The following is a 14,656-nucleotide window of genomic DNA, read 5'->3' as shown; positions in this document are numbered from 1 at the left end:
CTTCCGGTCAGGCTTTTTTAGCTGGCCAGCGCCAGCAAATCCACCACTTCCAGCCCCGCCAGGTCCTGCGTGGTATTGCCCGCAAACGCGGCTCGGCTCGGCTGGCCGTCTTTCAGCCAGGTACGGGTCACGGCCTTGATTTGCTCCAGGGTGCAGGTCAAGACGCCGGTGCGGAACTGCTGGCGCACCGCTTCGGTCGTGCCGCGCTGCAGCATGTTCCACGCGGTCAGCGCTTCGGCATATGGCGAGTGCGGCTTGTCCAGGCCCTTGATCACGCAGATGATGGCTTCTTCCACTTGTTCCTGCGAGAATTCGCCGTCGAGGATCTGCGTCAATGTCACGTCGAAGTCGGCATAGGTGCCGGCCAGGCGCGGATCGCGGTAGGAACTCAATGTAAACGTGCCCGCGCCGGCCGCATAGCTGGCGCTGCCGCCATAGGCGCCGCCTTTTTCGCGCAGGGCCGTATGCAGCACCTGGTTGGTCATCAGCTCGGCCGCCACGGCCAGCGCCGCCGCATCCGGGCTATGCACGCCGGGCACGGTCCAGGAGACGAAGCAATGGTTGATCTGGCTGGTCGCATGCAGGGCCGTGTTGGCCAGCGGCAGTGGTACCACCGGTGGCGCGTTCACCGCACTTTCTTCTGCCACTTCTTCCCTGGCGGCGGCCTGGTCGATGGCGGGCAGCTCCAGCAGGCCGGCCAGGATCACGCCGTCCTGCTCCAGACCGGCGCACAGCACGGTCGGCGGCTGGGCGATGATGTGGGCGTGCAGAGCGTCGAGCTCGCGCGCGATTTCCTGCAAGCCCTCGGAGGTCTTGCTCAGCTGCTGCAGGCGGCGGTAGAACGGCAGCGCGGCCGGGCCGCCGATCAGGTCGTCGAAGCGGCGCATCGGCGACAGCGGCGCGGTCGAGGCCAGCATGGCGTAGCGGCTGCCCGATTCTGCCAGGCTGGACAGTTTGTCCTGCACCAGGCTTTCGATCAGGAACGCCAGCCGCTCCTCTTCATCGAAGCGCGGCCTGGCGATCCAGGCCGACAGCACGGCGGCGATCGCTGCGTGCTCTTCGCGCAGGCCGCTGGCCGAGAACGACAGTTCCACGCGCATCGTCTGTTGCGGGCGGGGAATCGCTTCCAGGCCGATATGGAACGACGGCACCATGCTCTGGCGCCAGGCGCTGGCGTCGTCGAACGACATCTCGCCGACACCGAGTTCCGGCGCCAGGTCGGTATACAGGCGCAGCCATGGCCACGACGCTTCCGGCAGGTGCGACACGTCGTACAGCACGTTGGCGTAGCTGATGCCGTTCGAGGCGATTGAAAACGCCACGGCGCCGTTGACGGCCTCGGGAATGGCCAGCGCCGGGCGCGGATGGGCGCTGACGTCGCTCGGACGGATGCGCGGCAGCACTTCCGAGTTCGACGGCAGTTGCTGGTGGGCGTCGAGCGCAGCGGACTCGGCAACAATGTGTGCGCGCTGCTCGTCGCTCAAGCTGGCTTGCAAGGCCGCCAGTTTCGCGTCTTCCTGGGCTGCGCGCTGCGTGAAGAAGGCGGCATCGGGCACCACGCGCGTGGTCAAGCGGGTCGGGTTGGCGATCAGCTCGCGCACCAGGTTCTTGAAAAACTCCGGATCGGCGATCTGCTGTTCCAGCGTTTCCAGGATGGCCGCATTGTCGAAGGCATCCATCACGTCGCCGTCATACATGGCCAGCGGCAGCGCGTGCAGCAGGCGGCCCAGGCCGTAAGGCATGCGGCCGCTGCTGATTTCGCGCTGGCCGTATTTGATGTCGCGCAGGGCCGCATGCAGCACGGCCGCCGGAATGCCCTCTTCGGCCGTCTCTTCCAGCGCGGCCCAGATGCGCGCATGGGCATCAGGAATCTGTTCTTCCGTCAGGCCTTCCATGCCGATATGGAACACCATCTGGCGCGTGCCGGCGTCGCGGCCGTTCATGTCGGACGGGCGGCCGTAACCGGCCGATTCCATCGCGCGCATCACGGGTGCCGACGATTCGCCCAGCAAACCTGACGACAGCAAGTGGGCGTGGTAGAACGCCAGCGGATCGGACGATTCGCCGAGCAGCCATGCAAACTGCAGGCCGAACTCATCGTCGCGCGCTTCCTGCGATGGAATTTTCACGACGTTCTCCTGCGGCGCGGTCCAGGCGGGTGCCAGCTGTGGCAAACGGCGCGGTGAAAAGCCGCTCAGTTTCGACAGCACGCGCTCGGCCACCTGCTCCTGCACGGCCGATGCTTCGATATTGCCGGCGGTCATGATCACGGCTTGCGAAGGATGGTAGTGGCTGGCGTGGAATTGTTTCAGCATCTCGTGCGTCAGCTCGGGGATATCGAGCGGATCGCCGCCCGACTCCACTTCGTACGTGGTGCCTTTGAGCAAGGTGCTGGCGATGCCGCTGTCGAGTGCGCGCATGGGGCTGTTGAAGGCGCCCTTCATTTCATTGAAGACAATGCCCTGGTAGACCAGCTTGTCGCCTTCGAAGGCATGGCGCCAGCCTTCCTGGCGGAAGTTCAGGTAATCGAGATTCGGGAAGAACGCCGCGTCCAGGTACACATCGAGCAGGTTGAAGAAATCCTTGCGGTCGGTGCTGGCGAACGGGTACACGGTGCGGTCCGGATAGGTCATCGCATTCATGAAGGTGGCCGTCGAGCGGCGCAGCATCGAGAAAAACGGGTCGCGCACCGGGTAGCGGGCCGAGCCGCACAAGGCCAGGTGTTCCAGGATATGCGCGCGGCCGTCGCTCACTTCAGGCACGGTGGGAAAGGCCACCAGGAACACCATTTCAGCCTGCTCGGTATGCATATGGATATGGCGCATGCCCGATGCGGGCTCGACATATTGCTCGATGGTGGCCTGCAAGACTGGAATGAAGTTGCTGCTGACTTTTTCAAATGTGCTCATGCGGTATGGGATCTCGGTTCTGGGTGGTCGGAATGGACGGCAATGCGGTCAGGCTGGCTTCTTATCTGGGGACAACATGGCGAAAAGCCAGTGCCAGGCGCCAGCCAGTGGAATGTTTCAGGGTTTTTCCTATTGTACTAGGACTATTCGCCGTGCGCCGCCGGCAGCCCGGACAGCGGGCAAGGCGGCGTCATCGGATATCGGCTTGGCGTACCATGCGCCTTTTCCCACGCTCCCCAGCCGAAGGCCGCACCTTGTCCAGACTTTCCTTTCGCCAATTGCTCTTTGCCGCGTTTATCCTGACGGCCGGCATCATGGCGGCTACCTCCGTGCAAGCCTTGCTGACGCTGGAACACCTGGCGCAGCTGGGGCGCGACACGGCGGCGCAGGCAATTACCCTGACGGAACAGTCGCAACGCCTGGCCGAACGCACGCTGGCCATGGAGCGCAGCGCGCGCCAGTTCATGGTGCTGGACGACCCCGTGTTCCGCGAGCGCTTTGCCAGCGCGCGCGACGAGGCGCAAGGCGCGCTCGGCGTGCTGAACCGCGCCACGCCGCATGTTGCGCCGCAGCTGGCCGACGAATGGAAGGCGCAGGCCGAGTCGGCCTGGGAGGTATTGCAAGCAGGCAAGAAGCGCAAGCGCGACGGCCATGCGGTGGTGTCGCGCGCCTTTGTGCGCATGGCGCAGATCAATGACACGGTGGCGCGCGACAGCAAGACGGAGATCGGCAGCCGCAATGACGACTTGCTGGTCGAACTGGAACGCCAGCGCCGCTTGCTGGGCCTGCTGGTGATCGGCGCCGTGGTGCTGGCGGCCGTGCTGGCCACCTGCTTCGGCTTTTTGCTGTCGCGTCCGCTACGCCGCATCGAGCGCGCCATCGCACGCCTGGGCGACAAGCGCTATGACCAGACCATCGTCGTTGGCGGTCCGGCCGATACCCGCTCGCTGGGCCAGCAGCTGGACTGGCTGCGCCAGCGCCTGGCCAGCCTCGATGCCGACAAGGAACGCTTTTTGCGCCATATCTCGCACGAACTGAAAACCCCGCTGGCCGCCCTGCGCGAAGGCGTGGCGTTGCTGGAAGACGAGGTAGCCGGCAAGCTCAGCGATGGCCAGCGCGAAATCGCCGGCATCCTGCGGCAAAACACGGCGTCCCTGCAAACCCAGATCGAAGACCTGCTGCGCTACAATGCCGCCGCTTTTGACGCCCAGCACCTGGCGCACAGCAAGGTCGACCTGCTGGCGCTGCTGCACGATGTGGTGGCGGCGCAGCAACTGCAATGGCAGGCGCGCCGTTTGACCATCGATGTGCGGGGCGAGTCCTTGGTGGTGCGGCTAGACCGCGACAAGCTGGCCACCGTGCTGGCCAACCTGCTGTCGAACGCCGTGCGCTTCAGCCCCGAGGGCGGCAGCGTGTGTTTTACACTGTCGTGTAACCAGGGTTGCGCCCGCATCGACTGTATCGACCAGGGCGCCGGTGTCGCGCCCGAAGACGTCGAACGCATTTTCGAGCCGTTTTACCAGGGCGCGCGCCAGATGGCCGGCGCGCGCAACGGCAATGGCATCGGCCTGTCCATCGTGCGTGAATATATCGCCGCCCACGATGGCCGCGTCCTTCTTTTACCGCGCCAGGCCGGCGCTCACTTTCGGATAGAACTGCCTTTATGATGATCAAACTTACCGCGCCGCTGCTGGCTGCCTGTGCTCTGTTGCTGGCCGGCTGCGCCGCCCCACCGCCCAAACAGGCACCCGTGCTGGTGCAAACGCCGCCGCGCATCGTCGTCGTCGCCGACCCCAAGCTGACCGAACTGCTGGCCTACCAGGCCAGCCTGCGCCCGATGACGCCGTCCGAGCTGGTCAAGGCCCAGCTGGAGCTGTCCAGGGCCGACCATGCGCCGACCAACACCATCCGCCGCGCCATGTTGCAAGCGACCCTGCGCACGCCGGGCGACCTGGCGCGCGCGCAAACCCTGCTCGAGTCGATCACGCAAGCTTCCAGCGACGAAGCGAAACTGCTGGCGCCCCTGGCGCAGTTTTTGTCCGGCCAGTATGCCGACTTGCGGCGCCAGGACGAGACGGTGGAAAAACTTAACAGCCAGGTGCGGGACGCCCAGCGCCGCAACGAGCAGCTCAATGAAAAACTCGAAGCGCTGAAAAACATCGAGCGCAGTTTATCGGTGCGCCCTGCTGCGGGAGCGCCAAAATGAGCCAGGTACAAATGCCCCAAGCTCATGTCTTGCTGGTCGACGATGACCCCGACCTGCTGCGCCTGCTGACGATCCGCCTGCAGGCGGGCAACTATCGGGTCACGGCGGTGGGCAGCGCGGAAGCGGCGCTGGCGCGCCTGGCGGTGGAATTGCCGGCGCTGGTCATTACCGATGTGCAATTGCCGGGCCGCGATGGCCTGGCCCTGTTTGACGATATCCGCCGCCAGCATGCGGCCCTGCCGGTGATCCTGCTGACCGCCCACGGCACCATTCCCGACGCCGTCGAGGCCACCGCGCGCGGCGCGTTTGCCTACCTGACGAAGCCGTTCGACGGCAAGTTGCTGATGGAAAAAGTGGCTTACGCCGTCAATCTGTCGACCGTGATGCCGGCTGCGGCCTCCAGCGACGAGAGCTGGCGCGCCGAGCTGATCAGCCGCAGCGCGCAAATGGCCGAATTGCTGGCCGAAGCGAAACTGGTCGCCGGGTCCGACGCCAGCATCCTGATCCGTGGCCCCAGCGGCACCGGCAAGGAATTGCTGGCGCGCGCCCTGCACAACGCCAGCCGCCGCAGCAAGGCGCCGTTTATCGCCGTCAACTGCGGCGCCATCCCCGAGCAGTTGCTCGAATCCGAACTGTTCGGCCACGTGAAGGGCTCGTTTACGGGCGCCGTGGGCAACCGCGAAGGCCTGTTCCAGGCCGCCGATGGCGGCACCCTGTTCCTGGACGAGATCGGCGACATGCCGTTGCCGCTGCAAGTGAAATTGCTGCGCGTGTTGCAGGAGCGGGCCGTGCGCCCGGTCGGCTCCGACCAGACGCGGGCCATCGACGTGCGCCTGCTGTCGGCCACCCACCGCGACCTGGACGTGGCGATGGCCGAAGGACAGTTCCGCGAAGACCTGTATTACCGGCTCAATGTGGTGACCTTGACCTTGCCGCCGCTGGCCGAGCGCCGCGAAGATATCGCCCTGCTGGCCAATCATTTTTTGCACAAGCTGGCCGACAAGTATCAGAAGCCGCTGAACGGTTTCGCGCCCGACGCCCTGACGGCCCTGGTCAGCGCGCCGTGGCCGGGCAATGTGCGCCAACTGGTCAATGTGGTCGAGCAAGTGTGCGCGCTGGCCACGGCGCCGCTGGTGCCTTTGAGCCTGGTGCAGCGCGCGCTGCGCGTGCCGTCCCTGGAAGCACTCAGCTATAACGAAGCGAAACAGCGCTTCGAGCGCGACTATCTGATTCAATTGCTGCGCCTGACCGACGGCAACGTGGCCGACGCGGCCAGGCTGGCCGACCGCAACCGCACGGAGTTCTATCGTTTGCTGCAGAAATACGAGCTCACGCCGGCCCTGTTCAGGGGTGAAAACGACCCTGTCGCCGAAGAGCGACAAAAATAAATACTTTGAAATCAAGGGTTTAATGGTGATGCCGGAGATTGTGCTGATGGCGTGTCGCTGACAAGCGACAAACAGCGCGGGTTTTTCCGGCCATGCCCGCCCGAAAAAAAGGAATTAATAGCCAAGTGGTTGATTTTAAAGAAGTTATTAAAGCTGGCACACCCTTTGCTACATGGGTAGATGTAACGCTCCAAAGTGTTGCTTTAACCAAGTAAGAAGCTTTTAACTTTATTGAGAGGAACTACCATGCAAACATCGAAACTGTTCAATACCCTGGTTGCCGCTATCGTTCTGTCGGGCGCCTCGATCACCGCTTCGCATGCCGCTGACTCCGCACCAAAAGCACAAGCTCCTGCTGACACCGTGGTTGCCGCTAACGCCGCTGCTGCCGTACCTGATGAAACCATCACCTCCTCGGCCAAGGCCGCCCTGGGCGCCGATGCCCAAGCCTCGGCCCTGCCGGTGAACGTGGCAACGAAACAAGGCGTAGTCGTGCTGTCGGGCGATGTACCGAGCGCCGAAGCAGGCGACCGCATCGTGCAGATCGTCGCCTCCGTGAGCGGCGTGAAAGAAATCAAGAACGAGCTGAAAGTCAAAGCCGCCGGCTAACGCCTCGCGCTGTACTTTACTCCGGGTTGCCCTGTCTGCGGACAGGGCATTTTTACGCCCGCATTTTCAAGGCCGCTTCGGTGGCCAGTGCCCGCCATTGTTGACGATACGCGTCCAACCCCGTCACCTCCAGCGCCGGCATCACCGCCGATGTCATCTTCGGCACCTCGCCCCAGCGATGCAACATCCACCCACCACAGGTAGTGCCGCTGGCGTCCTGCGACACGGCCACCGCTTGCTGCGGGCGCAATGCCGCCAGCAATGCCGCGAAATGCGGGTTGTCGGTAAAGCTGCCCTCCACCGTCACCGGCCCCTGCGCACCCAAAGCATCAAGGCAATAGTCGCTCATCAGCGCGCAATACAGGGTGGCCAGCGCATAGTGTTCCTGCGCCGTGCGCGGGCTGGGGCCTTCGAGGCGCCCGGCCTGGCCGACGAACGGTCCGCCGGACTCGGCAAAGCATGGCAGCGCCAGCGTGCCTTGCCCGACCAGCCGCGCGATATCGGCCACATCGCACACTTGCGGCGAGGCGCCGGCCAGCGCGGAAAACTCGCGTCCACCCATAAAACGCATGCAGGCCACCGGTTGCCCCAGCGCATTGACATTGGCCAGCATATCGGCCGTTTCATCGAGCCGCTCCAACGGCGCGCCAAACGCGGCGGCAATCGCCCAGGTGCCGGTGGACAAGACCGTGCGTGGCTGGTCGTTTGCATCCGCCTGCAGGTAGCGCAGCAGCGAGGCATTGCTGTCATGGATGCCGCACAGCACTTGGCAGCCGGGCAGTGCGGGGTTGGCCCGCAGCGGCCCCAGCGCCGTCCAGGCCGCTTGCAGCGGTGGAAACAGCGTCGTCCATTCCATGCGCTCCACCAGCGAGGAAAATCTTCCTTGCTGCGGCTGCCACAAATCCGTATGGCAACCGAGCGAGGTCACTTCGCTGGCGGCCACACCCGATAATCTCCAGGCCCAGTATTGCGGGTAGGTCAATATATGGCGCGCGCGGGCGAATTGCTGTGGATACGTTTTCGCCAGCCAGTACAGCTGCAAGCCCAGGTTCAGGCCGCACGGCAGTTGCGGCGACAGGCTGTCGGCAAAGGCCGGCCGCAGCGCCGCGTACTCGGCCGCCAGCGCCTGCGGCAGGCTGGACTCATAGTCGAGGATGGGCAGCACCAGCCCTTCATCGTCGACCAGCGCTGCCGTGGCGCCATGCGTGACGGGCACGATGGCGGTGATGCGGGCCAGGCCTGCAAACGCCGCCAGCGTGCCCTGCAGCCAGTGCCACAGGCGCTCCGTATCGTGATGCGGATACAGTCCCGTGTGAACGATGCTGTTCGGGCAGCGCTGTTCGGCCAGGATGGCGCCGGCCGTGTCCAGCAAGGTCAGCTTGGCATTGGTTTTGCCGATATCGAGTACCACAGTAGCGTCGATGGTCATGCCCTCCTTATGCAAGATGAAATACGGGAGCCAGCGGCACCACGACGGGCGAGGCGTCGCTCTGCGTTTCCATCAGGTCGGCCATGTAATTCCACCAGCGGCGCATCACCGGATGCTGCGGCAGCGCCTCCATCGCGTGGCCGTCGATGCGGCGCAGCACGGCGAACAGCGCGCCTGTGGATTCATCGAGAAAGATGCTGTAGTCGCGCACGCCGGACTCGTGCAGCAAGCTGGCCAGCTCGGGCCAGATGGCGTCATGGCGCCGTTGATATTCCATGGCGTTGCCGGGTTTTAATTGCATCCTGAAAGCGATTTGTTCCATCTTATTTTTTCGTCGGTTTGCGGTTCAACAGGCGCGGCAGTGCGATCGTAATCAGCAGCAAGATGCCGACCACGATGGTCATGATGACGCCAGGAATATTCAATAGCGCCAGGCCATAGGTCACCATGCCCAGCAGCAGCACGGCCAGCAGCACGCCGCCGATGCTGCCCTTGCCGCCGGCGATGCTCACGCCACCGAGTATCACCATGGTGATCACTTCCAGCTCCCAGCCCATGGCGATATTGGGCCGCGTGCTGCCGATGCGTCCCGTGAGCAAGTACGCGGCCAGGCCTGCCATGGCGCCGGTGGCAACAAACAGGGCAAAGCGGTAGCGGTCCACCGCCACGCCCGAGAAGCGCGCCGCCATCGGATTGCTGCCGATGGCAAAGATGCGCCGGCCCCAGCTGGTCGCATGCAGCAGCACCGCAAACAGCACGGCAAACGCCAGCAGGATCACGAACGGGCGGGGAATGATGTCGAAAAAATAGCCCTGGCCCCAGTCGATCAGCAGTTGCGGGTAACCGGTGTAGGCCTGGTCGCCCAGGATCACGCTGGCCAGGCCGCGAAACAGCGCTACCGTGCCGATCGTCACGACGATGGACGGCAAGGCAAAGCGCGTCACCAGCACGCCGTTCAGGCAGCCGCAGGCCGCGCCCATGGCCAGCGCGACGAACAGCAGGCCCCCGGGTGGCACGCCGTGGTGGTGGGCAAAACCCATCGCCACCGACGACAGCGCCAGCGTGCCGGAGACGGAAATATCGATTTCACGGCAGATGATCAGCAAGGCCATGGGCAGCGCGATCAGCGCTTTTTCGCTGAAATTGAAGGTGCTGTCGGCGAGGTTATACGCATCGAAAAAATGCGGCAAAAAGATGCTGTTGCCGACAAATACGGCCACCAGCAGCAGCGCCAGCAGCGCTTCCCAGTGCGCCAGGTAATGCGACAGGCGCTGCGTCTTGCGGTCGAGAATGGTGTAGCGCGAGCCAGGCGCGGCGCTCTGGTGCAGGGAAGTCGAGATCGCGTTCACGCGGCGCTCCTTGATGACGGTTGTAGCATGGCCAGCGGCAGGATCTGGCGCCCGGCTTTTTTATTGCCGCGTGCATTGATCAGGACGGCCGTCAGGATCACGATGCCCGTCAGCGCGCTTTGCCAGAACGGCGAGACCTTGATGATCGGCAAGGCGTTATTGATCACGGACAGGAACAGCGCACCGAGCACGGCGCCCGACACGGTGCCGGCACCGCCGGCGATGCTGATGCCGCCGATCACGCAGGCGGCGATCACGGTAAATTCAAAGCCGTAGGCAATCTCCGAGTACGCAACCGCATAGCGCGCCACCCACAGGTAGCCGCACAGGCCGGCCATCATGCCCGACAGGCCATAGGTCCAGAACAGCCGGCGCGCCGTCGAAATGCCGACATAGCGCGCCGCCAGCGGCTGGTTGCCGATCGCATACAGGTCGCGCCCGAAGCGGGTATACCGCGCCAGCAGCCAGGTGGCAATGATGGCCGCCGCCGCGATCCACACCAGATGCGTGATGCCGAACAAACGCTCCAGCGGAAAGGCGATAAAACCGGCCGGCATATGGTGCGACGAGACCCAGGCGCCGCCCGACAAGACGAATACCAGGCCGCGATACACGCTCATGGTGCCCAGCGTTACCACGATGGGCGGCAGGTCCAGGTAGCCGATCAGGTAGCCGTTGACCAGCCCCAGCAACAGGCCGATGGCCACCGCCACCAGCATCACCACGATCAGCGGCAGCTGCGGGTATTGAACGGCCAGCAAGGCCGCCATCATGCCCGACAAGGCCAGGTTCGAGGCCACCGACAAATCGATGCCGCGCGTGATGATGACGAACATCTGCGCCAGCGCCAGCATGATCAATAACGTGCTGTCGGTGAGCAGGTTGCCCAGGCTGCCAGCGGTCAAAAAGACCGGGGCGCGCAGGCCCACGGCGCCGGCCAGCAGCACGATCAGCAGCGCCAGCTGGACTTCGCGTTGTTTCAGGTAGTGCATGGGAGTTCCTCGTTCGAGTGCGCGCTGCCGGAAGCGGCGGCGACCACGTTTTCCGGCGTCGCCTGGGCGCGCGAAAAAACGCAATGGATATGGCCCTGATGCATCACCACCACGCGGTCGGCCATGCCGAGGACTTCCGGCAATTCGGACGACACCAGAATCACCGACAGGCCTTGCGTGACCAGTTCGCTGATAAAGCGGTGCACGGCCGCTTTCGAGCCGATATCGATGCCCTTGGTCGGTTCATCGAGAATGATGACTTTCGGCTTGGTGGCCAGCCATTTGGCCAGCACCACTTTTTGCTGGTTGCCGCCCGACAGTTCCGACACCATCTGCGTAAAGTGGCTGGCTTTCAGTTCCAGCTGTTCGCTGAGCTGGCGCGCGATGGCCGTTTCGCTGGCACGCTTGCTGCGGAGAAAAAAACCGATGCCGTCCAGAATCGGCAAGGTAATGTTCTGCACGATGGACAGCGACAGATGCGCGCCCTGGTGCTGGCGGTCTTCCGGCACATAGGCGATGCCGTGTTTGATGGCGTCGCTGGCGTTGCGGATCGCCACTTCCTGGCCGTCCATCCTGACCTTGCCGGTCACCCCTGGCGTGAGACCAAACAGCGCCTGCATCACCTCGGAGCGCCCGGCGCCCACCAGGCCATAGAAGCCGACGATTTCGCCTTGCCGCACCGAAAAACTGATATCGCGAAACTCGGTCGGATGACAGAATTGCGACACCTCCAGCAAGGTGGGGCCCAGCGCAATATCGGCCTTGGGGAACACCTGGTGGATGGCGCGGCCCACCATCAATGACACCAGTTGCGCTTCGGTGATCTCGGCCAGCCGGCCGGCGGCGACAAAAATACCATCGCGCAGCACCGTATAGCTGTCGGCGACGGCAAAGATTTCATCGAACTTGTGCGAGATGAAAATGACCGCCGTGCCGGCCGCGCGCAGCTGGCCGATGATGCGGTACAGCTCGTGGATTTCGCGCTGCGACAGCGACGCCGTCGGCTCGTCCATGATCACCACGCGCGCATCCTGCGACAGCGCGCGGGCGATTTCCACGAAATGGCGCTGCGCCACGCTCAGGTCCTTGACCTTGGCCAGGACCGGCAACTGCACTTCCAGGCGCGCGAAGATCGCTTCGGCCTGTTTTGCCATCAGCGCCCAGTCGATGCGGGCCGGATAGCCAGTCTGCGGCTGGCGGCCGATATAGATGTTTTCGGCTACCGTCAGTTCGTCGAACATCACGGTTTCCTGATGCACGGCGGTAATGCCGGCCTCCATCGCCTCTTGCGGGCTGGCAAACAGCACGCGCTGGCCGCCGACTTCGATATGGCCGGCGTCCGGTTGATAAATGCCTGTCAGGGTCTTGACCAGGGTGGACTTGCCGGCGCCGTTTTCGCCGATCAGCGCCATCACTTCACCGGCGCGTACCGTCAGCGCCACGTCTTTCAGCGCGGTGACGCCATGGAAATGCTTGCAGATGCCGCGCAGGCGCAAGACCGGCGCTTCGTGCTGCGCAATGGGGGGATTGTGTGACATAGCCGTTCACAAGTTAAGGATTTCGCGGGCCGGGTCAGCGCAAGGCGTAACCCGACAAAAAACGCCGAGTCTTAGAAAATCTTCGAGAACTTCTCGACGTTATCCTTGTCATAGGTGAACGGTGGCGCCATCGCCGCTTCGCCAGCGGCGTCGACCGTCAGCTTGCCCATGCGGCCCACGGCAATCGAGTCGCCCGCCTTGCCGGTGGCCTTGCCGGTCACGAACTGATGTGCGGCATAGGTGGCGGCGTAGCCGAGGTCGATCGGGTTCCAGATCGCAAAACTTTTCACGGCGCCGCTTTTCACGTGGCCGGCCATTTCCGAAGGCAGGCCCAGGCCCGTCACATACACTTTGCCCACCAGTTTTTCATCGACCACGGCCTTGCCGGCCGCATTGATGCCGACCGTGGTCGGCGCGATAATGGCTTTCAGGTTCGGGTTGCTGCGCAACAGGCCAATTGCTTCACGGTAGCTTTTGTCGGACTGGTCGTCGCCATACACGGTCGAGACCAGCTTGATTTTCGAATACGCGGGCTGGGCCAGAGTTTTTTTCATTTCGGCGATCCAGATATTCTGGTTTGTTGCCTGCGCGGTGGCCGACAAAATGGCGATCTCGCCGGCGCCGCCGATGGCGTCGGAGGCCATTTCGATCTGTTTCTGGCCGATCAGCGCCGGGCTCGATGGGTTCAATTGCAGCAGCCGGCCATCCTTGGCGATGCCGCTGTCGAAAGAGATGACCTTGATGCCGCGCTGCATGGCTTTTTTGGTGATTGGCACCAGCGCATTGGCGTCGTTGGCGGAAATGACGATGGCCTTGACCTTCTGGCTGATCAGGGAACTGATGATTTCGATCTGGCCTTCGGCGGTGGCCGTGGTCGGACCCGTGTAGATGATCTCCACGTCGCCCAATTGCTTGGCCGCTTCGTTCGCGCCCTCGTGGGCGGCGTCAAAAAAGCCGTTGCCCAGGTTCTTGACGACCATCGCGATCTTCATTTTTTCCGCCGCCTGCGCGCCGGTGGCCAGGCAAGCCATCATGCAGGTGCCGAGGACCGCCACCATCATTTTCTTCATTTTCATGCCACGTCTCCTTTTATTATTGATGTGGCGGTAGACACCATGCCCCCTGCCATCTTGTTTTTATGGGTTTTTAGTGGGCCTGCCAGTCGCGCTCGGCATGCAGCGGCTGCGGCGCCGGTTCGGGCGCCACCGCCAGCACCTTGATACCCGATTGTTCGAGCATCTGCACCGCAGCGTCCGACGCGCCGGTGTCCGTGATGACGCAGGAGACGCGATTCAGGCCGCATAAAATCAGCCCCGCCTTGCGCGCGAACTTGCTGCTGTCGGCCAGCACGATCAGTTCTTCGGCCTGGCTGATCAGCCGCTTCTCGGCCTGGATCAGCATCGGGTCCGCTTCCATCAGGCCCAGCATCGACAGGCCGTACACGCCCATGAACATTTTTCCCGCGTAATGGTGCTGGCTGATATCGTTGTCGAAAGGGCTCAGGATGACGTTCTGCTCGCGGTAGACCTTGCCGCCCGGCAGGATGATTTCGTTCTCGCTGGTCATCAACAGGCGCTCGGCCATCAGGAAGGAATTGGTGAGGATTTTCAGGCGCTTGTCGACCAAAAATTCCACCATGCGGTAGGTGGTGGTGCCGCCATTGATGATGATGGTGTCGCCGTCCGCGCACAGGCTGCAGGCATGGCGGGCAATCGCGCGTTTTTGCGCGGCGCAGCGCTCGATATTGTTCTGGAAGGTCTCGCCCGACAGCGCAAAGGTGCGCTGCTTTTTTTGCGGCAGGCTTTCCGCGCCGCCACGGGTGCGCAGCAGCAGATTGCGCTCGGCCAGCCAGGCGATATCGCGCCGTACGGTGGCCGGCGACGAATTGAGCCAGCCGACCAACTGGTCGACGCTCGCGGCGGTATGCTCGGCGAGTAACTTCAACAGCCCCTTGCGGCGTTTGTGATTGATCACTTTGTCTCCTCTTGAGTCATCTCCTTGCCGGCAAGCACAGGGCCAGCAGGCAGGGACGACTTCTTTATCGGTGAGCCAGCCTAAGCAGTTGAGCAGTGCGTGTCAACAATCAATCAATCAACATCGTGATTATTTGCCGAGCGCGCAAATGCGTGATTGTCGCTCCGATCAACATGATGATTATTTGCGTTTCTCTCACTGTTTTGATTGCTTGTTGATTGACACGATCAGGCCGCTGATTTCTACTGAGCGCTGCTGCCGC

The 14,656-nt window shown here is 63.2% G+C and carries 12 protein-coding genes; 4 read left to right on the top strand and 8 right to left on the bottom strand.

What is annotated here, in order from left to right; translation table 11 throughout:
* Window positions 1-17: 17 nt before the first annotated feature.
* Window positions 18-2,909: an insulinase family protein gene (locus CD932_RS10700; protein ID WP_094442623.1), complete on the bottom strand. Its 2,892-nt coding sequence runs from the start codon at window positions 2,907-2,909 to the stop codon at window positions 18-20.
* Window positions 2,910-3,163: 254 nt separating this feature from the next.
* On the opposite strand from CD932_RS10700, the gene CD932_RS10695 reads away from it, so the two are divergent.
* The 4 genes from CD932_RS10695 to CD932_RS10680 all read left to right on the top strand — a co-directional run bounded on the left by CD932_RS10695 (window position 3,164) and on the right by CD932_RS10680 (window position 7,112).
* Window positions 3,164-4,576 carry a HAMP domain-containing sensor histidine kinase gene (locus CD932_RS10695; protein ID WP_094443578.1) on the top strand — a complete coding sequence of 471 codons (1,413 nt, stop codon included), beginning with the start codon at window positions 3,164-3,166 and terminating at the stop codon, window positions 4,574-4,576.
* A complete protein-coding gene (locus tag CD932_RS10690) occupies window positions 4,573-5,115 on the top strand; it encodes a hypothetical protein (protein ID WP_254926549.1) in 543 nt (180 codons plus the stop codon). Before CD932_RS10695 ends, CD932_RS10690 begins: the two co-directional genes overlap by 4 nt.
* Entirely contained in the window at window positions 5,112-6,503 is a 1,392-nt protein-coding gene (locus CD932_RS10685; RefSeq protein WP_254926548.1) for a sigma 54-interacting transcriptional regulator, read from the top strand. The genes CD932_RS10690 and CD932_RS10685 overlap by 4 nt, the downstream gene beginning before the upstream one ends.
* Window positions 6,504-6,749: 246 nt before the next feature.
* Window positions 6,750-7,112, top strand: a complete 363-nt coding sequence (locus tag CD932_RS10680; RefSeq protein WP_094442621.1) for a BON domain-containing protein — start codon at window positions 6,750-6,752, stop codon at window positions 7,110-7,112.
* A 52-nt stretch (window positions 7,113-7,164) separates the two neighbouring features.
* Here CD932_RS10680 and CD932_RS10675 read toward each other — a convergent pair whose 3' ends face one another.
* From CD932_RS10675 to CD932_RS10645, 7 genes are all read right to left on the bottom strand, one after another.
* Entirely contained in the window at window positions 7,165-8,541 is a 1,377-nt protein-coding gene (locus CD932_RS10675; protein ID WP_094442620.1) for an FGGY-family carbohydrate kinase, read from the bottom strand.
* A gap of 7 nt (window positions 8,542-8,548) precedes the next feature.
* Complete coding sequence (gene rhaM / locus CD932_RS10670) at window positions 8,549-8,863, bottom strand: L-rhamnose mutarotase (RefSeq protein ID WP_094442619.1); 315 nt, start codon at window positions 8,861-8,863, stop codon at window positions 8,549-8,551.
* Between the two features lies 1 nt (window position 8,864).
* Window positions 8,865-9,890, bottom strand: coding sequence for an ABC transporter permease (locus CD932_RS10665; RefSeq protein ID WP_094442618.1), 1,026 nt, complete (start codon window positions 9,888-9,890; stop codon window positions 8,865-8,867).
* Window positions 9,887-10,882, bottom strand: a complete 996-nt coding sequence (locus CD932_RS10660) for an ABC transporter permease (RefSeq protein WP_094442617.1) — start codon at window positions 10,880-10,882, stop codon at window positions 9,887-9,889. Before CD932_RS10660 ends, CD932_RS10665 begins: the two co-directional genes overlap by 4 nt.
* Window positions 10,870-12,420 (bottom strand): sugar ABC transporter ATP-binding protein, encoded by a 1,551-nt coding sequence (locus tag CD932_RS10655; RefSeq protein WP_094442616.1) that lies wholly within the window; start codon window positions 12,418-12,420, stop codon window positions 10,870-10,872. Before CD932_RS10655 ends, CD932_RS10660 begins: the two co-directional genes overlap by 13 nt.
* A 71-nt stretch (window positions 12,421-12,491) precedes the next feature.
* Window positions 12,492-13,496: a rhamnose ABC transporter substrate-binding protein gene (gene rhaS / locus CD932_RS10650; protein WP_094442615.1), complete on the bottom strand. Its 1,005-nt coding sequence runs from the start codon at window positions 13,494-13,496 to the stop codon at window positions 12,492-12,494.
* Window positions 13,497-13,566: 70 nt separating this feature from the next.
* Entirely contained in the window at window positions 13,567-14,394 is an 828-nt protein-coding gene (locus CD932_RS10645; protein ID WP_094442614.1) for a DeoR/GlpR family DNA-binding transcription regulator, read from the bottom strand.
* Between the last annotated feature and the right edge of the window lie 262 nt (window positions 14,395-14,656).

The organism is Janthinobacterium sp. PC23-8 (genome assembly GCF_002250505.1).
Lineage (GTDB): Bacteria > Pseudomonadota > Gammaproteobacteria > Burkholderiales > Burkholderiaceae_D > Janthinobacterium.
This window is presented reverse-complemented; position numbering and strand designations above follow the sequence as displayed.

What these genes read in the sequence shown, in the direction of transcription:
- CD932_RS10700 (WP_094442623.1), bottom strand. Translation starts at nt 2,909, where the DNA reads ATGAGCACATTTGAAAAAGTCAGCAGCAACTTCATTCCAGTCTTGCAG.
- CD932_RS10690 (WP_254926549.1), top strand. Translation starts at nt 4,573, where the DNA reads ATGATGATCAAACTTACCGCGCCGCTGCTGGCTGCCTGTGCTCTGTTG.
- CD932_RS10685 (WP_254926548.1), top strand. Translation starts at nt 5,112, where the DNA reads ATGAGCCAGGTACAAATGCCCCAAGCTCATGTCTTGCTGGTCGACGAT.
- CD932_RS10680 (WP_094442621.1), top strand. Translation starts at nt 6,750, where the DNA reads ATGCAAACATCGAAACTGTTCAATACCCTGGTTGCCGCTATCGTTCTG.
- CD932_RS10675 (WP_094442620.1), bottom strand. Translation starts at nt 8,541, where the DNA reads ATGACCATCGACGCTACTGTGGTACTCGATATCGGCAAAACCAATGCC.
- rhaM (WP_094442619.1), bottom strand. Translation starts at nt 8,863, where the DNA reads ATGGAACAAATCGCTTTCAGGATGCAATTAAAACCCGGCAACGCCATG.
- CD932_RS10660 (WP_094442617.1), bottom strand. Translation starts at nt 10,882, where the DNA reads ATGCACTACCTGAAACAACGCGAAGTCCAGCTGGCGCTGCTGATCGTG.
- CD932_RS10655 (WP_094442616.1), bottom strand. Translation starts at nt 12,420, where the DNA reads ATGTCACACAATCCCCCCATTGCGCAGCACGAAGCGCCGGTCTTGCGC.
- rhaS (WP_094442615.1), bottom strand. Translation starts at nt 13,496, where the DNA reads ATGAAAATGAAGAAAATGATGGTGGCGGTCCTCGGCACCTGCATGATG.